Here is a 19,980-nt window from a genome sequence, read left to right as displayed (position 1 = left end):
GGTCGTCAGGGGATGGTGCCGTTCGAGCCCGCGAGCTGGTTCACCAGCGGCTGGACGGCTGCGAGCGCCACGCCCGACCGGTTCATGGCGGAGCCGGCGAACGTCGTCATCGCGCCGGAGAGCCCGGTCGTGCCCGCGTTCGCCGCCATCATGCCCGCGCCGCCGCCCATCATCCCGCCGCCGCCCATGCCGCCCATGGGGATGGCGGTGCCGCCCATCATCCCGTTCATGACGCCGTCGCTCGCGTCCTCGGCCATGGCGGTCGCCATCGCCGACGTGGAGCCGGTCATCCCGAGGCCGTGCGCGTACTCGGACATGGCGGCGATGGCCATCCCGTGGTCTCGCTGGTCCTGGGTCGCGCCGGTGCCCGATCCCGCGACCGCCGGATCCATCGGCATGGTCCCGAGGACGTCGCCCGCCATGAAGTAGCTGCCGATCCCGGCGTTGGCCGCCGCTGCGTTCGCGGTCGTCATGCCGCCCAGCATGGCCTGCGCCCTCGCCTGGGCCATGGTGGTGAGCGGCGTCACCTGCACGCCGGAGGTGGTCGCGCCCGCCGCCACCGACGGGACGCACGCGGTGAGCACGTCGCCCGACGCCATCGGCATCGAGATCCCGGTGGCCTCGTCCTCGTAGGTCGCGCCGGCCACCTCGAGCATGACCGGCCCGGCGTACGCGCCCAGGCCCACGCTGAACGCGCCCGTGGCGCCGAGCGGGGCGGCCGCGAGCGCCTGCCCGCGGGCGCCGCCGCTCACCGCGTACGCCGTCACGGTGCCGCCGGACATCGCGCCCATGAACGCGGTCCCGGTCATCGTCCCCTGCCCGGCGCCCTGCCCCGGACCCGAGCCGCCCGCGCCGGGCAGCTGCCCGCCCGAGCCCGAGAGCTGCGCGAGGCACGCCAGCAGGTCGTCCGCGGTCAGGCCGGACCGGTTCCGCGCGGATCCGAGGAAGGCGTGCATCGCGTCGGCGAGGCCAGCGGTCCCCGCGTTCGCCTCCATCGTCCCGCCGCTCATCCCGCCCATGCCGCCCATGGAGACGGGCGTCGCGCCCATCATCCCGTCCATCACGCCGTCCGAAGCGTCGGCGGCGAGCGCGGTCGCCATCCCCGCGGACGAGGTCATCCCGAGCGCCATCGCCTCTTGGGACATGGCGGCGAGCGCCATCCCGTAGGCGCGCTCGTCCTGCGTCGCGCCGGCGCCCGCGCCCGCGGCCGTCGGATCCATGGGCGCGACGCGCAGCACGTCGCCGGCCTGGAAGTACGCACCCACCGCCGCGTTCGCGGCCGCCACGTTCGCCTCGGTCATCCCGCCGGGCATCGCGGCGGCCCGGGCGCGCGCCATGGAGGTGAGCGGCGTCACGTGGATGCCGGCGGTGGCGGCATCGGCGGCGACCGAGGGGATCGCACAGGCCAGCGCGTCTCCCGTGCCGAGCGCCATCGACGCGCCGGTGGCCTCGTCCACGAAGCTGCCGCCGGTGGCCACCACCATCACCGGCCCCGCGTGGTGGCCGATGGAGACGTCGAACCGGCCGGCGGCGTCGGCGGTGGCCTCGCCGAGCAGCGCACCCTGCGTGCCCCCGCTCAGCGCGTACGCCCGGACCGTCGCGCCCGCCACCGGCCCGAGCACCACGGCGCCGCTGAGCGTGCCCGCCGAGGCGCCTCCCGGCGACGTGGAGCCTCCGCCGCCACCCCCGCAGGCGGCGAGCAGCACGGACGAGGCGATGAGGAGCACGGTCGCGGCCGGAGCAGAGGTCTTCACGAGGATCCTCCCGCCCGGCGGGTGGGGGGCCGGGCTCACGGAACGGGTGCGCGATCCGCGCACCCGCCGCAGCCAGGGAACGCACGCCCTCGGGCCGAATTCCGCGCCGCCGCGGGGTCACGCCAAGGCGGTGGCGCACGCCCCGATGCACGCCCGCAGCCGCGGCGCCCGCCCGTCCGCCGGCGTCGTTGAACGCCCCCCGTCGCGTGCCCATCGTTCGTCTCTCTTTCCAGGGAGCGACGACGATGGCCACGACGACGGGCACGCAGGGCTTCCAGGCGGCGTACCAGGGGACGCCGCACTTCGGGCACATGGCCGAGCAGATGCAGCGCTGCATCCAGGAGTGCCTCTCCTGCTTCAGCGTGTGCGAGCAGACGCTGGCGCACTGCCTGCGAAAGGGCGGCCGCCACGCGGCGGCCGACCTCGTCAAGGTGATGGTGGACTGCGCCGAGAGCTGCCGGATGAGCGCGGCGATGATGTCGCGGGAGTCGGCGTTCCACGCCCGGCACTGCGAGCTGTGCGCGGACATCTGCAAGGCGTGCGAGGAGGCGTGCGAGGAGTTCGGCGGCGACGCGCAGATGAAGGCGTGCGCGGACGCGTGCCGGTCCTGCGCAGAGGCGTGCCGCCAGATGTCCGCCCGGCACTGAGCGACGGTGGCCGCCGCGCGGCCCCGGACCCCGCGCGGATCCGGGGCGCGCGGCGACCCGCTAGCGCCAGCCGGTCACGTCGAGGATGACGCCGTGGCCCCCCAGGGCGTGCGCCGCAGGTGGGCAAGTCGATGGCGCTGAGGCGAGCCGACCTCCTCGCGCTGGGCGGCTTCGAGCCGGTGAAGGACGTGCTCGCCGAGGACTACGTGCTCGGGCGCATGGCGCTGTGGCCCTCCGGCGAGCCCGTCCTCGAGCCCGCACAGCGGCTTCAGGACCGAGACCCCCGGGGTGCCGAGCGGCACGCGCGGAGCCTGCCGCACGTGCCGCCACAGCACGAGGTGCTGCGTCGCGACCGCCGCGATCCCCACCGCGGCGCCGACCAGGAGGACGTTCGAGAGCCACTCCATGCAGGCCACCTCCGCGCCCCGGCGCACGCGCAGGATGGCGCGCGCGCGTGTCGCGCGCGGGGCGGCGGGGTGACGGTTCGCGATCGGCCGGGGTGTCGCGGCCGCCGGACGGCCGTGGCCGGTCAGCCGAACGCCGGGGCCAGCACGCGCACGGGGAGCACCATCGCGTTCAGCCCGCCGAGCTGGAGGCGGCGCTGAAGCTGGTAGGCCGTCTCGTTGTGCAGCAGCCGCTGGTACCAGCGCTCCTGCTGGAACACGAGCTTGCCCGCGAACACGACGCTCCGCGGGTACTCGCGGGAGAGCTCGAGGCACAGCTTCTCGGCCACGCTGACCGCCTCGGTGCCGATCTCCATCCGGAGGTCCGCCGCGAGCTTCAGGCGGTGCGCGAGCGCGACGTACTGCTCGAGCGCGGCCTGCGTCTGGAGCCGGACCCGGTCCACCTCCTCGACCCCCTTCATGGACGCGGCGTCGATGACGCCGACCGACACGAACACGAAGTTCCGGAAGTGCCCCGGGAACGTCCGCTGGATGGTGAGCAGCGCGTGCACGCCGAGGCCCCCGTAGCCGCCGACGAGCAGCACGGCGGTCGGAGCCCGCGGGTCGAGGACGGGGTGCGGGCCGGGCTGCTGCGGCGGCAGCACCTCGAGGATGTCGTCGAGGCGCCTCAGGTTCGCCTGCACGCTGCGGTAATGGCGCCGGATGGCGAGGCACAGGCCCACCACCAGGCTCGTGACCAGGATGGTGATCCAGCCCCCCTGCGCGCCCTTCTCGTAGACGGTGCCCGTCAGGATGGCGAGGCAGAGCACGAGCGCGATCCCGTGGATCGCGAGGCCGCGGCGGCGCCCGCCCGTGCGGGTCCGGCGCCAGTAGCGGAGCATCGCGAGCTGCGAGAGCGAGAACGTCACGAACACGTTGATCGAGTACATCGTGACGAGGTGCAGGATGTCGCCGCGGGTCCAGAGCAGCGTCGCGAGGGAGGCGCCGCCCATGAGCAGGACGCCGTCCTGGATGGTGAGCCGGTCGGAGAGCTGGCCGAAGCGGTGCGGCAGCCAGGAGTCGTGGGCCATGTTGGCCATGACCCGCGGCCCGTCGATGAACCCGGCCTGCGCGGCGACCACGAGCAGCGCCGCCTCGGCGAGCAGCGTCACGATCACGAAGCCCCGGCCGACCGGCACGCCGCCCAGGCTCCAGCCGCCCGCGAACCGCTCGAGCAGCACCGCGTTCATCGTCTTCCCCTCCTCGGGCGCGGCGCGAAACAGGAGGTAGCAGACCAGGATGCCGCCCGCGGTGAACGCGAGCGAGACCGCCATGTACGCCATGGTCCGCTTGGCGGTGTGCACCTTCGGCTCGCGCATGATCTGGATGCCGTTCGAGACCGCCTCGATCCCGGTGTACGTCCCGGCCCCCATCGAGTAGGCGCGGACGAAGACGGCGAGCAGCCCGAGCGCGCCGAGCTCGGCCAGGCCCGAGCGGAACCCGTGGCCCACCTCGCCGGCCACCCGCGGCACGTCCGGCAGGTGCGCGCCGACGCCGCCCACGATCAGGACGAGGTGCGTGACCAGGAAGACGCCGAAGATGGGCGCGAGGATCGTGACGGACTCCTTCACGCCGCGCAGGTTGAGCACGACGAGCAGGCCGATCGCGAGCGCCTCGACCGGCAGCTTCCATCGGTCGAGCCCCGGCGGGAGGAAGCTGAAGATGGCGTCGCCGCTGGAGGCCACCGACACCGAGATCGTGAGCACGTAGTCCACCAGCAGGGCGGAGCCGGAGACGACGCCCACGCGCGGGCCGAGCAGCTCCGTCGCCACGACGTACCCTCCGCCGCCGAACGGGAAGCGCTTGATGATCTGCGAGTATGCGACCGCGATGACGAGCACCGTCGTCGCGGTGGCGAGCGCGAGCGCGACCGCGAGGTACCGGTGGTCTCCCAGCGCGCGGAACGCCTCGTCGGGACCGTAGGCCGACGAGGACAGCCCGTCGGCGCCGAGGCCGACCCAGGCGAGCAGCGCGACGAGCGAGATGGAGTGGTGGGTGCGCGGATCCTGGACGTCCCTCGGCGCGCCGAAGACGAGCGTCCGGAGCCGCGCGAGCGGACGCCGCGGCGGGCCGAGGGATCCCTGCGCGCGCGCCCCCTCCTCCGGCGTCGTTCCCGGGGTGGCTGGCATGCCGGCAGCTTGCCGCCCGCGCGTGTCACCGCGACATCAAGACTGGATCGGCGGACGTCAACGGAACGTCAAGAAGGGGCCCCGTCACCTTGACACCTTCTTGATCCCGGCCGGGCTAGGCTCTCGTGCCGAAGGGACCGGCCATGGCCACCGTCACCCCCCGACTCCACGCCGTCGCGGCCCACGGCAGGCCTCGGGTCGACGTGCCCGTCCCCGGTGACGAGGGGACGCTCGAAGACCTGCTCCTCATCGGGACCCTCTTCGCGATCGCGTGCCTGCCCCTCGTCGGCGCAGCCGCCCACTTCGGCCAGTGGACGCAGGGCGAGCTGGGGTTGGCGGCGGCCGGGACCCTGTTCACCGGACGCCACCTGTGGGCATCGGCCGGCTCGTCGATCCGCGCAGGGAAGCGGCGCCACCGCAGGGACCGCTCCGAGCACGTTGCGTGAATCCACCGCCGCCCGGGTCGCGCTTGACGGGCCTGGCGCCGCGAGCCTTGATGAACGGAGGATCGAGCCGGGGGCCCCCGACATGACGTCAGCGCCCGAGCGAGCAGACCCGGACCGCCGCCCAGCGCGGACGCCCGACCTCGGGACGCCCGCGCGCGAGTACCTGCGCGCGGCCGGCGTCATCGGCGCCACCACCGCGCTGGCCGCGGCGGCGCGCGCGCTCCTCCACGTCCCCGATGTCGAGATGCTGTTCCTGCTGGGCGTGATGGTGGTGGCGCTCACCAGCGGCCGCCGGGCCTCCACCCTCGCCGCCGCGCTCGCGGTCGTCTGCTACGACTTCTTCTTCGTCCCGCCCCCGTTCACCCTCGACGTCGCCGACGCCCGCTACGTCCTGACGTTCGCGATGATGCTCGGCATCGGCGTGGTCATCGGGACGCTCACGCTGCGGCTCCGCGAGCAGCGGCGGGAGGCGATCGTCCGGGAACGGCGCACCGCCGCGGTGTACGCGCTCGGCAAGGAGCTGGCGGCGGCGATGGACTCGACCGGGGTGGGCGCCGCGTGTGTGCGCGCGGTCGCGGAGGCCTTCGACTGCGCGGCGCTGTTCTTCCTGGCGCGGGATCGCGACACGCTCGACGCGGTGGCTTCCGCGCCCGCCGACCAGTCGCTCGGGACCGGCGAGCTCGCCGTCGCCCGGTGGGCGTCCGAGCACGGACGTCCCGCCGGCTGCGGCACCGACGCGCTCCCGGGCGAGTCCGTGCTCTGCATCCCGCTCCGGACCTGGGGCGACGTCCTGGCGGTGATCGCGCTGCGGCCCGTGAACGAGCGCAGCCTCGGCGGCGAGCAGCAGGAGCTCGTCGAGGCGCTGGCGCGGCACGCCGCCGTCGCGCTGGATCGGGTACGCCTCGCCGACGAGGCGCGGCGGGCCGCGCTCCGGGCCAGGACGGAGGAGCTGCGCAGCGGCCTGCTGTCCTCCGTCTCGCACGATCTCCGGACCCCGCTCGCCGCCATCACCGGCGCCGGCACGCTCCTCCTCGACGACGGCGTGAACGATCCGGCGATCCGGAGGGACCTGGCCGCCACGGTGGTCGACGAGGCGGAGCGGCTCGAGCGGCTCGTCTCGAACCTCCTCGACATGACGCGCCTCGAGGGGGGCGCGGTCGAGCCGAAGCGGGAGTGGGTCCCGCTGACCGAGGTGGTCGGCGCCGCCATGAACCGCCTGGAGCGGCCGCTCGCGGCACGCCCGGTCGCCGTCGCCATCCCGGACGAGCTCCCGCTGCTCTCCGTCGACCCGATCCTGGTCCAGCAGCTGTTCGTGAACCTGCTCGAGAACGCGACCAAGCACACGCCGCCGGGTTCCGAGATCGCGGTCCGCGCCGCCCGCGAGGGCGGGATGGTCGCGATCGAGGTGGCCGATCGCGGCCCCGGCCTCCCCGAGGGCGAGGAGGAGCGCATCTTCGACCGGTTCCAGCGGGCCGCCCGTCCCGGCGTGCGAGGCGTCGGGCTGGGGCTCCCCATCGCGCGGGCGATCGCCCAGGCGCACGGAGGCCGCCTCACGGCGGCGAACCGGGCCGGCGGCGGGGCGGTGTTCCGCCTGACCCTGCCCGTCGGGGCGCCTCCTGCCGCACCGCCGGAGCCCCCCGGCGAGCGCCTGCCGGAGCGAGGGGGCGGGCCGTGACCGGCGGCGGCCCGCTCGTGCTCGTCGTCGAGGACGAGGCGCCGGTACGCCGCTTCCTGCGCGCCGCGCTGGCCGCGCACGGCTACCGGATCGAGGAGGCCGGCACGGTCGCCGAGGCGGAGCAGCTCGCGCCCGGCCACAACCCGGACGTCTTCCTCCTCGACCTCGGGCTCCCGGACGGCGACGGGATCGACCTCGCCCGGCGGCTCCGCGAGTGGACGCGCGCGCCGATCATCGTGCTGTCGGCGCGCGGCCGCGAGGAGGACAAGGTGACCGCCCTCGACGCCGGGGCCGACGACTACCTGACGAAGCCGTTCGGAGTGAACGAGCTCCTGGCGCGCGTCCGGGTGGCGCTCCGGCACGCCCAGGCGCCGCCGGATGGGCCTCCGGTGGTCGAGGTCGGGCCGCTCCGCATCGACCTCGCCCGCCGCGAGATCACGCGGAGCGGCGCCGAGGTGCGGCTCACGCCCACCGAGTACCGGGTCCTCGCGATGCTCGCGCGCAACGCGGGCAAGGTGCTGACCCACCGCCAGATCCTCCGCGAGGTGTGGGGCCCGAACGCGACCGAGGCGCACTACGTCCGCGTCCAGGTGGCCGAGCTGCGCAAGAAGCTCGAGGACGAGCCGGCGCGGCCGCGGCTGCTGATGACCGAGCCCGGCGTCGGGTACCGCCTGCGCGACCGCGTCGACTGACGGACGCGAGGCCGGCTCAGCCGCCCCACAGCCCCCAGCGTCCGGCGCCCAGCACCGCGGCGGCGATGGCGGCGTTCGCGACCGCGTGCGCCAGCACGGCGTCGCCGAGGCGGCCGCGCCAGCGGCGCACGCCGGCGAAGGCCAGGCCGGCCGCCGCGCCGAGCAACCACTGTGAGTGGATGGCGCCGAACGCGAGCGAGGACCCGAGCGCCGCCGGCCAGCTCCAGGCGCGCGGCGGGACGTCCCGGAAGCCGGGCGACACCAGCCAGGGCAGCAGGAACCCGCGGAACGCGAGCTCCTCCACCACCGGCACCAGCAGGCAAGCGCCGGCCACCCGCGCCGAGATCCACGCGGCGCGCTCCGCCGGGCCCATCCGCGCCAGCCCCTCGGAGACGGCGGTCCCGTCGCCGCCGGCGAGCGCGACCCACGCGGCGCCCACCGCGAGCCCGGCCGCGATCGGCAGCAGCGCCGGGGCGAGCACCGCCACCGGCAGCCGCCGGCGGACCGCGAGCAGGACGCCGGCGCCCGCGGCGACGCGGAGCCCGTAGAGCCGGTCGAGGCCGTCGCCCGCGAGCATCGAGGTGACGAGCGCGGTCGCGAGCATGGCCACGAACGGCGCCGCGTACGCGCCCGCGCCGGGCGGGACGCCGGCGGCCGCGCTGCCCTCCGCGTCGGCGGGGCGAGCCAGCCACCGCGACCGCTCGGCGATGGCCACGCTGCCGAGCGCGATGGCGATGAAGAACGCCCAGCCGAGCTTGGAGTGGAAGCCTCCGAACGCGAGGTCCGGGCGCCCCGCGGCCGCGAGCAGCGTCAGGGCCGCGACGCGCAGCACGTTGCCGGCGAGCGCGGCCGCGGCGCCGAGCGGCAGGAGGACGAGGGCCCGCTCCCACCGGATGCGCTCGCGCGCGAGCGCGATCCAGACCGCCTGGAACAGGACCACCAGGCCGATGCCGTCCACGCCGGAGCAGATGGGCGCGATCTCGATGCGCACCCCGCTCGCCCGGATCACGCTGCGGGCCGGGTCCACCTGGATCTCGGCGCCCGCCGCCGACGCCAGCGCGCCGGCCGCGTGCAGCGTCACCGCCGTGAGCGCTCCCCACAGCCCCTCCGCCGCCGACGCCGCGCGCCAGGCGAGCAGCCCCACCGAGAGCGCCACCAGCGGCGCCAGCCAGCGCCGCGCCAGCGCGGCGAGCAGCCACCCGAGCGGCGCGGCGGCGCGCAGGGCGAGCAGGCCCGTGGCGGCCGCGCAGGCGATGAACACCGCCATGGCCGCGGGGGACGGCGGGGGCGCGCCGGGGCGGAGGAGCGCCACCGCCGTCGCGGCGGTGACCGCGTAGGCGCCGGCCTGGAGCGCGAGCGTGGGCCAGGGCCGCCAGGCCGGCAGCGGCGGGAGCGGGGCCGCACCCGTTCCGCCGCGCGACTCGCCGCGGGCGATGAGCCAGCCGGCGGCGGCGGCGCCGAACAGCACCGGCCCGAGCATGCGCAGGGGCCGGACCAGCGTCATGGCCGGGCCGGCCATGGGCAGGTCGACGAGCAGCGACAGGCCGAGGTACTCCGCGGCCACGATCACCGCCGGGACCGTCCATCGGACGCCCCCCCGCAGCCGCGCGACGCGCAGGCCGCGGCCGCAGGACCTGGCGGCGACGCCCGCGCCCGCGCTCATGCGGCCGTGCTCAGCGGCGACGGCGGCGCGCCAGCAGGATGCCGCCGCCGGCGACCAGGGCGGCGATCACGCCCGCCGCGGACGGATCGAGCTCGGGGACGCCGATGCCGCCCGACTCCCCGCCGCCGCCGTGGCCGGCGCCCGCGTTGCCGCCGCCCACGTCGACGCCGCCGACCCCGCCGGAGCCCCATCCACCGCCGGTCCCCTGGGTGCCGTCGTTGCCCTGGCCGACGCCGCTGCCGTGGTCGCCGCCGTTGTGGTGGCCGACGCCGTTCTGCTCTCCCTGCTCGCCGGCGCGGTCGTCGGCGGGCGCCTCGCCCTGCGCGTCGCCGGCGAGCGGCTCGCGCACGGACGGCACCCCGGGATCGGCCGGCGCCGCACGCCCGGCGCGGTCGGCCACCGGATCCGAACGGCTGGCGCCGTCCGGCCGGAACTTCTCCCGCGCCGTCGCATCCCCGGACCAGAGCAGCAGCGCAGCGACTGCGGACGCTCCCAGCGGAACGAACGAGAACCGCATGTCTGAATCCCCCGAGCGCCCACGGTGGCGCCAGTACGGGGAGTCTGGATCCCGCACGTCACCGGCACAATCCCGAACGCGAGCGACAGTGGGTGGGGCTGCGCGCCCCGGAGCATTCCCGGCGTGTCACCCACCGTACGGGTGTGCGCAGGGGCGCGGCCCCGGATCACACCCGGGGAAAGCCGCGCGATCGCTTGCGCCTGCGGGGGACGACCCGATCAGTTCCCGCCCGCCAGGCGCGCGGCCTCGGCCGCGTGCGGCCCGCGCGGGCAGAGCTTTGCGTAGGTGCCCAGCTTGGTCTTCGCGTCCGCCAGCTTGTTCGCGTCGTGCTCGAGCTTGCCGGCGCCCCAGAGCGCCTCGCAGCTCGCGGGGTCCTTGTCGAGCGCCTTGCGGTACAGGTCGGCCACGACCTCGGCGCGCGCGCCGCGCGCGCGCTCCACGTCCGCCATCTCGACGTAGGCGGCGGCCGCGCCGCCGGCGCCGCCCTGGCCGTACTCGTCGATGGCCTGCGTCAGCTCCACCAGCGCGCCGGGCACGTTGTTCCGATCGCGGTGCAGCCGCGCCAGCGCCACCCGCGCGTCGGGGAACGGCTTGCCGAGCGCGATGGCCTTCTCGTACTGGCCCCGCGCCAGGTCGGCGTCGCCCGCGGCACGGTACGCGTCGCCGAGCAGCAGCGCGAGGCGCGGGCTCTCGCCCACGCGCGCCACGGCCCGCTTCAGCGTCTCCAGGGCGCGCTGCGCGCCGCCCTCCTGCGCGAGCTGCGCCCGCACCAGGTCGGCGTAGAGCGAGACGCGGCGGTCGTCGAGCGACACGGCGCGCTGGAACGCCTCCACCGCGCCGGCGGCGTCGCCGGCCCGCTGCTTGCGCTGCCCCACCAGCCACGGGATCTCCGGGCTGGCCGGGTCGAGCTTCGCCGCGGCCTGCTCCTCCGAGGCCGCCTCGGCGGCCTTGCCGTGCGCGGCGAGCACGCCGGCACGCACCGCGTGCGCCAGCGCCTGCTGCGGCTTCGACGCGCCGGCCTGCGGCGCGAGGACCAGCGCGGCGGCGCGGGCCGCCTCGTCGAGCTGGCCGCGGCCGAGCACCACCAGCGCCTTGCCCAGGATCGACGGGAGGTGCTCCTTCTGGATCCGCAGCGCGTAGTCGTAGTAGCCCGACGCCTGCAGCTCGTAGCCCTCGCCGCGCCGCCGGAACTGCTCGGCCAGCAGCCAGGCGGTGCGCGCGTCGCCGGGGTTCGCCTTCTGCGCGCGGGTGAGCGCGTCGCGCGCGGCGTCGAGATCGCCGGCGCGCAGCTGCACCGCGCCGAGCACCGCGAGCAGGAACGGGCTCTGCGAGCCGTCCTCGCCGCCCAGCACCGCGTCGAGCGCCTGCTTCGCGCCGGCCGCGTCGCCCGAGCTCGCGCGCAGGTACGCCTCCGCCGCGACCAGGTGCGAGTGGCGCCCGAGCTTTCGCGCCGCGTCCACGTGGCGCATCGCCTCGTCGCGCACCGCGTCGCCGTCGCCGTGCTCCGCCCAGCGGATCGCGTCCACGTACGCGAGGAACGCGTGGCCCGCGAGCGCGTCGCGGTCGCGCTTCAGGATCTCCTGGAGCTTCGCCGCGGCCTCGCCGTAGGCGGCGTAGGCGTCGCGATCCACCAGCTCGCGCGTCTCGCGGAGCAGCCGGTCGATGGCCTCGATGCGCTCCTTGCGCGCCTTGCTGTAGAGCGCCCAGCCGCCCAGCGCCACGGCCAGCGCGGCGGCGAGCGCCACCGTGGCGACGATGGGCCCGCGGCCGGCGCGCTTCGGCTGCTGCCGCGCGTGCGGGATCTGGAACGTCTGGGTGCCGTACTTCTCCGCGAGCTGCTGCGCGTACGCGGCGCCGCTCGCGCGCGCGGGCGGCGGCGTGGGCAGCGGCACCTCCTCCGACCGCTCGCGCGGAGCCGCCGGCGCCTGCGCCGTGACCGGCGGGGGAGCAGGCGGGCGCTGGCCCGGCGTGGCGACGCGCGGGGCGACGGGCGGCCCCCCTGCGGACGCCGCCGGCGCGGCCGGCCGCGGAGGCGTCGCGGGCGCGGCGGGCGACGCGGGGCCGATCCCGTGCTTCTCCAGCAGCGCACGGATCTCCGGATCGTTCGGCGCGGCGTCGGCGGCGCGGCGCAGCGCCGCCTCGCCCGCCTCGCGCTCACCGAGCCGCAGGTGGAGCACGCCGGCGAGCTGGTTCGCCGCCGCGAAGGTCGGGAACGCCGCGAGGACCGCGCCGAGCTCCTCGAGCGCCTTCCGGTCCTTCCCCTGCTCGGCGTAGACGCGCGCCAGCAGCACCTTGGCGGCGGGATCGTCCGGGTGCGCCTTCACGCCCTTCTTGCAGACGACCATCGCCTCCATGAAGCGACCGGCGGCGAGGTATGCCTCGGTCAAGGGACGATAGGCGTCCGAGCCGGGGTCGGAGGCGAAGGCGTGCTCGAGCGCCGACAGCTCGGCGGGCGTGAGGGGCTTTCCAGGCGTGCGCATGGGGGAGACCAAGATAGCATCGAGGCCGGCGGGGCAGACGGTGCTTGACACCCCCCCGCCGGAACCGCTAGAGAAGGCGTCCCCTGACCTCGGGGAAGTCTTCGTGGGGCTGTAGCTCAGCTGGGAGAGCGCTAGAATCGCACTCTAGAGGTCGTCGGTTCGATCCCGATCAGCTCCACCAATCTCGAAGGGCCCGGCGGCGACGCCGGGCCCTTCGTCTTTTCGGGGAGGGCCGCCTGCGCGCCCCTCCTACCGGCGCGCCGGATCGGCGCCGCCCTCCGACACGAGCTGGACGGTGCGGGTCGGGAACGCGAACGACGACCCCGCCCCCTCCACCGCCTCCATGATCTGCAGCAGCACCTCGGTGCGGATCTCGCAGAACTCGTTCCAGTCGGTGGTCTGGAACCAGGCCAGCACCTCCACGTTGAGCGTCGAGTCGAGCAGCGCGGTGAAGCGCACGCCGATGCCGTCGGGGTGGACCCTGGGATGCGCGCGGAGCAGCGCGTCCACCCGGCGGATCACCTCGCGCATCTGCGCGGCCGAGGTCGAGTAGGACAGCCCGAGGTTGAGCGAGAGCCGGATGCGGTCGCGGGCGCCGAAGGTCTCGCTCCGCATCTCGGAGAGCTTCCCGTTCGGGATGGTGACGAGCGTCCGGTCCAGCGTGCGGATGCGCGTGGAGCGCATGCCGATCGACTCCACCGTGCCGGTGACCCCCTCCACGTTGACGTAGTCGCCCTGCCGGAACGGCTGGTCCACGCCGATCGACACCGAGCCGAACAGGTTCTCGACGGTCTTCTGGGCGCCGAACGCCACCGCGATGCCGCCGATGCCGAGGCCGGCGAGGAGGCTCGCGACCTGGAACCCGAGCTCGTTCAGGACCGAGATGAGGCCGATGGCGACCACCGCCGCCTTCGCGATCTTGCGACCGACCGGCAGGAACGCGGCCAGCCCCGGGTTCGTGGCGGTGCGCGGCGCCAGCGCCATGGCCTGGAACGCGACGCCCACCGAGCGATAGGCGCCCCAGAACACCACCAGGAACGCGACGGCGCGCAGCAGGTGGTGCACCACCGTGGCGGCGCCGTCCGGCAGGACCAGCCACGGGAGCATCGCGGTGACCAGGCCGACCGCCCACAGCGCGGTGAGCGGGCTGGCGATGCGCTGCAGCAGCAGGTCGTCCCAGGTGGTGCGGGTGCGCGCGGCGAGGTGGCCGAGCCCCTTGCGCGTGAGCCACCCGAGCACGGAGCCGAGCGTCACGGCGACCAGGACCACGCCCGGCATGGCCAGCCACTGCCACCAGAGCAGGCCGCGCGGCCCGCGCTCCCGGAGCGGCGCCGGCAGGTGCGCCTCGAAGAACGGACGGGCCTCCGGCTCGGGCTCGACGCGCACCTCCACGCGCGGCGCGCGCGCCGGTGGCGCGGCCGCGTCCCGGGGGGACGCCGCGGCGGGCGGGGCGCCGGCGGCGGCGCCCGGCTGCGCGGCGGCGGGCGCGGCGAGCGCGGCCGCGAGCGCCAGCGCGGCGGCGCGGGCGAGGGCGAGGGAGGATCGCGTCATGGCGGGGGAGGATAGCGCGGGCGCGCCCGGCGCGGCGGGTTACATTGGCGCCGGAGGAACCGGATGGCACGCATCCCGATGGAGGCTTTCGAGGAGGGCACCGAGATCGTGCGCGTCTACCTGGCCGCGCGGCTCGAGGAGGCGCAGGAGGTGGAGCGTGCGCTCGACGGCGCGGGGCTGGAGTACGGCGCCGAGACCGAGGACCTGGCGCCGCCGAGCGCGTTCCGCGCGCGCCGCCAGGGGGTCGGGTTCTGGGTGGACGCGCCCGACGCCGACCGCGGCGTCGAGGCGCTCGAGCGCGCCGGGCTGGTGCAGGGCCTCGTCCGACGCTGAGCGGATCGACGCTGGGCGTCAGGCGCGGGCGCGCGGCAGCGGCTTGCCCTTCTCGAACGCCGCGTTCTCGCCGAAGCGGGCCACGATCTTCTTCTTGGTGTCGAGGCCGGTCGCCTCGATGACGAAGTTCGGCACGCGGCGCGCGCGGGCGTCGGCCACCCAGCGGGTGATCTCGACGCGGCGCCGGCTGGAGCGCGCCGGCCGCCCGGCGCGTCCGGCCGCCATCTCGCGCTGGATCCCGTCCTGCACGAGCTCGCCGACCTGCCGGGCGATGGCGGCGGAGATCCGCTCGACCACCCGGTCGGCGGTCTCGCGGATGATGGCGTCGATGGAGGTCTCGCGGGTGGGTCTCGGCATGGGCGTTTCCCTCGGGTGTGGACGAAACATAGTCCATCCGCATTGATTGTCCACGCTCCCGTCGCCCTTCATTGGCGCGAACGATTGCGCGTCGGCCGGCACATTGCCGCAAAGTCGCCCCCCGGGCGGGGTTCGGCCACCTGTCCCCACATGCGCGCCGGCACCACGAGGCGGCGCGCGCGGCGGCGGGTCGCATCCCCAGGCGTGCGGCGCGTCACGAACGGCGCGCTGCGCGCCGGCCGACCGCACCCGACCGCACCCGGCCGCGCCCGCAGGCGCGCGAGCGCGCGCAGCAGATCCGGGCGCTCGGTCAGGACCGGCCCGAGCGGATCGCGTCCGAGCCGGGCCACGCGCGCAGGCACCGTGCGCACGGTGAACCGCGCCGGGTCCAGGCGGGCATTCACCTCGCTCCAGCGCAGCGGCGTGGACACCGGCGCCCCCGGCCTCGGGCGCACCGTGTACGGCGCCGCGATGGCGGTGCCGTGGCCGTTCCGCAGCGCGTCGACGTGCACGCGGCCGCCGCGCGCCGCGGCCGTGCGGGCGGTGGTGGCCAGGTCCGGCAGCTCGGCCTCCACCGTCCGCGCCAGCAGCTCGGCGAGCGTGCGGGCCTGCGCGTGCGTGAGCTGGCCGCCGAGCGGGACGAGCACGTGCAGCCCCCGCTCGCCGGTGGTCTTGACGTGGCTCGGCAGCCCGGCGGCGTCGCACAGCGCGTGGAGCGCGCGCGCCACCCGCACCCCCTGCGCGAACGGCGCGTCGCCCGCGTCGAGCTCCAGCACGCACCAGTCCGGCCGCTCCAGCGCGCCGGCGCGGCCCGCCAGCACGTCGAGCGGGATCGCGCCCTGATCCACCAGCCAGGCGAGGCCGTCGGCGTCGTCCACCAGGAGGTGATCGAGGGTGCGGCCCCCCTCCCCTGCGTGCACCGTCGCCGCGCGCAACCAGCGCGGCCGCCACGCCGGCGCGTCCTCCTGCAGGAAGCTGCGACCGTGGATGCCTTCCGGGAACCGGGTGAGCACCAGCGGACGATCGGCCAGGTACGGCAGCATGAACGGTGCGATGGCCCGGTGGTACGCGACGAGCTCGCCCTTCGTGATCCCGTCCTCCGGGAACCAGACCTTCTCCGGATGGACCACGTTCACGGTGCGTTCCACCGGGACGGCGCCGGTCGCGGCCGGCGCGTCGCCCCGGGGGCGCGGCGCCGGCGGGCGCGGGGCCGCGCTCCGGGCGGCGGGCACGAGCACCCAGTCGGCGGATCGGCCGGACCGGTAGGGCGCCGCGGCCCGCCGGGCGAGCACGCCGGGGAGGCCCCGGTCCGCCGCCTCGCGGTGGAGCGCCTTCCCCTCGCGCTCGACGTGGCCGGCGAAGCGCACCGAGCCGACCGCGGGCGCCACCTCGGCGAGCAGCCGCTTGCGGTCGGCGAGCGCCAGCGCGCGCAGGTCGCGCCCACCCAGGGCCAGGAGGTCGAACGCGAACAGCGTCGCCGGCCGCTGCAGCGCGGCGCCGGCGGCCGCGCTCGCGCCGGTGCGGGCGCGAGCCTCGAGCGCCTCGGCCGACGCCCGCCCCTCGTCGTCGAGCACCACCAGCTCGCCGTCGAGCACCGGATCGCCGGGCAGGAGCGCCACGGCGAGCGCCACCTCCGGGAAGCGCGGCCCGAGGTCCTCACCCTGCGGCGAGCGCAGCACCGCCCCGGTGCCCTCGCGGCGCGCCGACACGCGCTGGCCGCCCTGCGCCACCTCGAACAGCCAGCCCGCGCGGTCGAACGGCGCCCGGCGCGCGCCCGGCGCCATCGGCGCGGGCCCCCGCCGCGGGAGCGGACGCGCCGGCGCGCCGAGGCGCGCGGCCTCGCGGGCGGCGGCCTCGGCCCGGCTCGTGCCGGCCGCGAGCTCCTCCACGGTGCGCCCCGAGAGCACGGACGCCTCCGGGAACGGCCGCCCCGGCCCGGCGAACGGATCGCCGCGGTGCTTCAGGAGCAGCCACTGGCGCTTCCCGCCGTCCCCGGCGCGGGTCCGGACCAGCGTCCACTCTCCGCGCAGCTTGTGGCCCCTCAGGCGGAACACGAGCTTGCCGCGGGCCAGGCCGTCCTCGGGATCGCCCACCGGCCACCACGCGCCGCGATCCCACACGATCACCGCCCCTGCGCCGTAGTTGCCGGCGGGGATGATCCCCTCGAAGTCCGCGTACTCGACCGGGTGATCCTCCACCTCGATGGCCATGCGCCGGTCGGAGGGATCGGCGGAGGGGCCCTTCGGCACCGCCCAGCTCCGCAGCGTCCCGCCCAGCTCGAGCCGGAAGTCCCAGTGGAGGCGCCGGGCCGCGTGCTTCTGGACGACGAACGCCCGCGCCGAGCCGGATCCGTCCTCGCCGGGCGCACCGCCGCCGAACGGCTCCGGCGTCCGGCCCGGGTCGCGCATGGCGCGGTATCGCTCCAGCCGGTCGGGCACCGCAGCTGATCTAGCCCTCGGACGCTCCCGGGGCCCGCGCTTCCCAGATCCGCCGCGGCGTGCGAACCTCCGCGGACGTATGTGGGGTTACCGCACCCGCGACGTCGCCCGCATGCTCGGCCTCCCACCGGCGGAGGTCCGGCGCTTCGCGCGCGCGGGCTTCGTGGCGGCGCGGCGCGGTCCGGGCAACGCGCTGCGCTTCTCGTTCCAGGACCTCGTCCTCCTGCGGGCGGCGGCCGGGCTGGTCCAGGCGCGGCTCCGGCCGGCCCGGGTGCGGCGCGCGCTGCGCCGGCTGGCGGCGCAGCTTCCCGAGGGCCGCTCGCTCGCGTCGGTCCAGGTGGCCGCCGAGGGCGGGCGGGTGGTCGTGCGCGACGGCGGCGCGCGGTGGCACCCGGACACCGGGCAGGTGCTGCTCGACTTCGAGATCGGCGAGCTGGCCCGGCGCGTGGCGCCGCTGGTGCGGGCGGCGGCCCGGCGCGGGCGGGGGATGCGGCCGCTCGACGGCGAGGCGTGGTTCCACTGGGGCCGCGACCTGCACGACGTGGCGCCCGCCGAGGCGCGCACCGCCTACCGGCAGGCGCTCGGGGTCGCGCCGGACCACGCCGGCGCCCACCTGCACCTCGGCCGGCTGCTGCTGCGCGACGAGGGCGACGCGCGCGCGGCGGAGCTGCACCTCCGGCGCGCGCTCGAGGATCCGGCGCTGCGCGCCGGCGCGGGGGTGGCGCTCTCCGCGGCGCTGGAGGCCCAGGGGCTCCTCGACGAGGCGCTGCTCGCGTGCGCCCGCGCCATCGAGGCCGACCCGGCGCTCCCGGACGCGCATCGCGCCGCGGCGCGGCTGCTGGAGCGGCTGGGCCGCGCCGAGGACGCCCGGCGGCACCTCGACGCGGCCCGCGATGGCGACTAGCCCCGCGCCACGGGGCGGTGGCGGATCACGAACCGCCGCTCAGAGCGCGTGAATCCATCCCCGGACCGAGCCAGGCGGTCGAGACGCGAGCAGCGCGAGGCGCGACGACCGAGCATGCCCCGAGGCGCCGCGGCGACGGGAGGGGAGTGGTTCACGTGCTCTCAGGGCGCCCCGGGCGGACGGCGCGCCGCGCGCTGCCCGTCCTGGCTGCGCTTGAGCGCGCGCGCCGCGGCGAGGTGCGCCTCGGCCACGTTCTCGGTGTCGTCCAGCCACTTCTTCAGGCGCGCGTCCTGGCCCGGCGTCCGGTTGCGCATCGTCTTCAGGTCCTGGACGTAGCGCTGCTCGACGTCGATGGCGGCGCGGACCAGCTCGCGGTCGAACGCGTCGCCCTGCACCGCGCGCAACCGGTCCATCATCTGCTGGTGCCCGGCCCGCTCGTGCTCCGGCAGGGGCAGCGTGGCCACGTCCTGCCCGCGCTCGCGCACCAGGGACGCCAGCTCCCCGTCGACCCGGCGGGCGTCCTGCTCGAGCGTGCGGCCGAAGTCCTTCACCGGCTGCGACCCGCCCTGCTGCTGCGCGAGCTGTCCGGCGTCCACCTCGAACGCGTTGCGCAGGTGCAGGGTGGCGAGCGTGTTGCGGGCGTCCTCGGTCAGCGCCGGCTGGCCTGCCGCCGGCTGCCCGGGCGCCGCGGTGATCGGCGGCGTGGTGGCGGGCGGTTGCCGCGGGATCGGCCGCGGCGTGCCCGGCGTCTGGGCGCCGGCGGAGCCGGCGGCGATCGCCAGCGCCGCGCCGAGCGCGAGCTTCGAGATTCGTACGATCATGCGTGTCCCTCCTCGCTGGAGAGGATGGGGACGCCGGCGAGCCCCGGCACGCTCCGTCGCGGCGCCCACCCCGCCGGCGGCGGGGCGGGCGGCTTCTCAGGGCCGCGGCAGCGGGGGGCGCGGCGGCACGGCGGCCCCCATGCGCGGCGGGGCCATGGCGGCGCTGCGCACCGGCTCCTCGGCGCGCGCGGTCTTCAGCACGTTCATGGCCGCCGCCACCATCGAACCCACGTCGGAGAGCGTGGCCGGCAGGATCACCGTGTTGTTCACCTTCGCGAGCTGGCCGAACTGCTCCACGTACTGCTCGGCCACGCGGAGCTGGACCGCCTCCACGCCGCCCGGCCCGGAGATCGCCTCCGCCACCTTGCGCAGGCCCTCGGCGGTGGCGTGCGCGACCGCGAGGATGGCCTGGGCCTGACCCTCGGCCTCGTTGATCTGCTGCTGGCGCGAGGCCTCGGACTCCTTGATGACCTGCTGCTTCTTGCCCTCCGCGTTGTTGATGGCGGCGTCGCGCTCGCCCTCGGAGGTGAGCACCACCGCGCGCTTCTCGCGCTCGGCGCGCATCTGCTTCTCCATGGCGGCGAGCACGTCCTGCGGCGGGGTGATGTTCTTGATCTCGTAGCGCAGCACCTTCACGCCCCAGGGCCCGGTGGCCTTGTCGAGCTCCGTGACGACCATGGCGTTGATGTGCGAGCGCTCCTCGAACGTCCGGTCGAGGTCGATCTTGCCGATCTCGGAGCGGAGCGCGGTCTGCGCCAGCTGGCTGATGGCGTAGTAGTAGTCCGCGATGCCATAGGACGCGCGCTGGGCGTCGAGCACCTTCAGGTAGAGGATGCCGTCCACCGCCACCTGCACGTTGTCCTTGGTGATGCAGATCTGCTCGGGGATGTCGACCGCCTGCTCCTTCAGCGTGTGCCGGTAGCGGATGACGTCCGCGAACGGCAGCAGCACGTGGAAGCCGGCGTCGAGCACGCTGTGGAACCGGCCCAGCCGCTCCACCACGAACGCGTTCTGCTGCGGCACCACCACCGCGGTCTTCACCACCACGAACACGGCGAAGGCCGCGACCACGATCGCGATCATCAGCCCGGCGCTCATCGGCTCCATCCCGTCCTCCTGGACCTCGTGCG

General features: G+C 76.1%; 17 protein-coding genes and 1 tRNA gene. 8 read left to right on the top strand and 10 right to left on the bottom strand.

Annotation, left to right across the window (positions count from 1 at the left end):
* Window positions 1–5: 5 nt before the first annotated feature.
* Window positions 6–1,754, bottom strand: a complete 1,749-nt coding sequence (locus tag A2CP1_RS04715) for a hypothetical protein (RefSeq protein WP_012632302.1) — start codon at window positions 1,752–1,754, stop codon at window positions 6–8.
* Window positions 1,755–1,999: 245 nt separating this feature from the next.
* On the opposite strand from A2CP1_RS04715, the gene A2CP1_RS04710 reads away from it, so the two are divergent.
* Together A2CP1_RS04710 and A2CP1_RS24055 are read left to right on the top strand one after the other, a co-directional pair.
* A complete protein-coding gene (locus tag A2CP1_RS04710) occupies window positions 2,000–2,401 on the top strand; it encodes a four-helix bundle copper-binding protein (RefSeq protein ID WP_012632301.1) in 402 nt (133 codons plus the stop codon).
* 131 nt (window positions 2,402–2,532) lie between these two features.
* The gene (locus A2CP1_RS24055; RefSeq protein ID WP_425358203.1) at window positions 2,533–3,006 is read left to right on the top strand and encodes a glycosyltransferase; all 474 of its coding nucleotides are present in this window, start codon (window positions 2,533–2,535) and stop codon (window positions 3,004–3,006) included.
* On the opposite strand, the gene A2CP1_RS04700 is transcribed toward A2CP1_RS24055, so the two are convergent.
* Window positions 2,931–4,973: an APC family permease gene (locus A2CP1_RS04700; RefSeq protein ID WP_012632299.1), complete on the bottom strand. Its 2,043-nt coding sequence runs from the start codon at window positions 4,971–4,973 to the stop codon at window positions 2,931–2,933. The genes A2CP1_RS24055 and A2CP1_RS04700 overlap by 76 nt on opposite strands.
* 143 nt (window positions 4,974–5,116) lie before the next feature.
* On the opposite strand from A2CP1_RS04700, the gene A2CP1_RS04695 reads away from it, so the two are divergent.
* The 3 genes from A2CP1_RS04695 to A2CP1_RS04685 all read left to right on the top strand — a co-directional run bounded on the left by A2CP1_RS04695 (window position 5,117) and on the right by A2CP1_RS04685 (window position 7,786).
* The gene (locus A2CP1_RS04695) at window positions 5,117–5,419 is read left to right on the top strand and encodes a hypothetical protein (protein ID WP_012632298.1); all 303 of its coding nucleotides are present in this window, start codon (window positions 5,117–5,119) and stop codon (window positions 5,417–5,419) included.
* A gap of 82 nt (window positions 5,420–5,501) precedes the next feature.
* Window positions 5,502–7,094, top strand: a complete 1,593-nt coding sequence (locus A2CP1_RS04690) for an ATP-binding protein (RefSeq protein WP_012632297.1) — start codon at window positions 5,502–5,504, stop codon at window positions 7,092–7,094.
* The gene (locus A2CP1_RS04685) at window positions 7,091–7,786 is read left to right on the top strand and encodes a response regulator (protein ID WP_012632296.1); all 696 of its coding nucleotides are present in this window, start codon (window positions 7,091–7,093) and stop codon (window positions 7,784–7,786) included. The genes A2CP1_RS04690 and A2CP1_RS04685 overlap by 4 nt, the downstream gene beginning before the upstream one ends.
* Before the next feature lie 16 nt (window positions 7,787–7,802).
* On the opposite strand, the gene xrtE is transcribed toward A2CP1_RS04685, so the two are convergent.
* From xrtE to A2CP1_RS04670, 3 genes are all read right to left on the bottom strand, one after another.
* Window positions 7,803–9,449, bottom strand: coding sequence for an exosortase E/protease, VPEID-CTERM system (gene xrtE, locus A2CP1_RS04680; protein ID WP_012632295.1), 1,647 nt, complete (start codon window positions 9,447–9,449; stop codon window positions 7,803–7,805).
* Window positions 9,450–9,459: 10 nt separating this feature from the next.
* Entirely contained in the window at window positions 9,460–9,966 is a 507-nt protein-coding gene (locus A2CP1_RS04675) for a hypothetical protein (RefSeq protein ID WP_012632294.1), read from the bottom strand.
* A 218-nt stretch (window positions 9,967–10,184) separates the two neighbouring features.
* Complete coding sequence (locus A2CP1_RS04670; RefSeq protein WP_012632293.1) at window positions 10,185–12,446, bottom strand: tetratricopeptide repeat protein; 2,262 nt, start codon at window positions 12,444–12,446, stop codon at window positions 10,185–10,187.
* 105 nt (window positions 12,447–12,551) lie between these two features.
* Here A2CP1_RS04670 and A2CP1_RS04665 point away from each other — a divergent pair.
* A tRNA-Ala gene (locus tag A2CP1_RS04665) sits at window positions 12,552–12,627 on the top strand.
* Between the two features lie 68 nt (window positions 12,628–12,695).
* On the opposite strand, the gene A2CP1_RS04660 is transcribed toward A2CP1_RS04665, so the two are convergent.
* Window positions 12,696–13,997, bottom strand: coding sequence for a mechanosensitive ion channel family protein (locus A2CP1_RS04660; protein ID WP_012632292.1), 1,302 nt, complete (start codon window positions 13,995–13,997; stop codon window positions 12,696–12,698).
* Between the two features lie 63 nt (window positions 13,998–14,060).
* Between A2CP1_RS04660 and A2CP1_RS04655 the strand changes: the two genes are divergently transcribed.
* A complete protein-coding gene (locus A2CP1_RS04655) occupies window positions 14,061–14,330 on the top strand; it encodes a hypothetical protein (protein ID WP_012524996.1) in 270 nt (89 codons plus the stop codon).
* Between the two features lie 18 nt (window positions 14,331–14,348).
* Here the strand turns inward: A2CP1_RS04655 and A2CP1_RS04650 are convergent, their stop codons facing one another.
* Together A2CP1_RS04650 and ligD are read right to left on the bottom strand one after the other, a co-directional pair.
* The gene (locus tag A2CP1_RS04650) at window positions 14,349–14,687 is read right to left on the bottom strand and encodes a hypothetical protein (RefSeq protein WP_012632291.1); all 339 of its coding nucleotides are present in this window, start codon (window positions 14,685–14,687) and stop codon (window positions 14,349–14,351) included.
* Between the two features lie 68 nt (window positions 14,688–14,755).
* Complete coding sequence (gene ligD, locus A2CP1_RS04645) at window positions 14,756–17,125, bottom strand: non-homologous end-joining DNA ligase LigD (RefSeq protein WP_012632290.1); 2,370 nt, start codon at window positions 17,123–17,125, stop codon at window positions 14,756–14,758.
* Window positions 17,126–17,204: 79 nt separating this feature from the next.
* On the opposite strand from ligD, the gene A2CP1_RS04640 reads away from it, so the two are divergent.
* Window positions 17,205–18,029: a MerR family transcriptional regulator gene (locus tag A2CP1_RS04640; RefSeq protein WP_012632289.1), complete on the top strand. Its 825-nt coding sequence runs from the start codon at window positions 17,205–17,207 to the stop codon at window positions 18,027–18,029.
* A 161-nt stretch (window positions 18,030–18,190) separates the two neighbouring features.
* On the opposite strand, the gene A2CP1_RS04635 is transcribed toward A2CP1_RS04640, so the two are convergent.
* Window positions 18,191–18,850 (bottom strand): DUF4142 domain-containing protein, encoded by a 660-nt coding sequence (locus tag A2CP1_RS04635; RefSeq protein ID WP_012632288.1) that lies wholly within the window; start codon window positions 18,848–18,850, stop codon window positions 18,191–18,193.
* 96 nt (window positions 18,851–18,946) lie between these two features.
* Window positions 18,947–19,957: an SPFH domain-containing protein gene (locus A2CP1_RS04630; protein ID WP_012632287.1), complete on the bottom strand. Its 1,011-nt coding sequence runs from the start codon at window positions 19,955–19,957 to the stop codon at window positions 18,947–18,949.
* Window positions 19,958–19,980: the final 23 nt, after the last annotated feature.

The organism is Anaeromyxobacter dehalogenans 2CP-1 (genome assembly GCF_000022145.1).
Taxonomy (GTDB): Bacteria; Myxococcota; Myxococcia; order Myxococcales; family Anaeromyxobacteraceae; genus Anaeromyxobacter; species Anaeromyxobacter dehalogenans.
The sequence above is the reverse complement of the archived record's forward strand: the minus strand, read 5'-3'. Positions and strand labels throughout refer to the sequence as shown.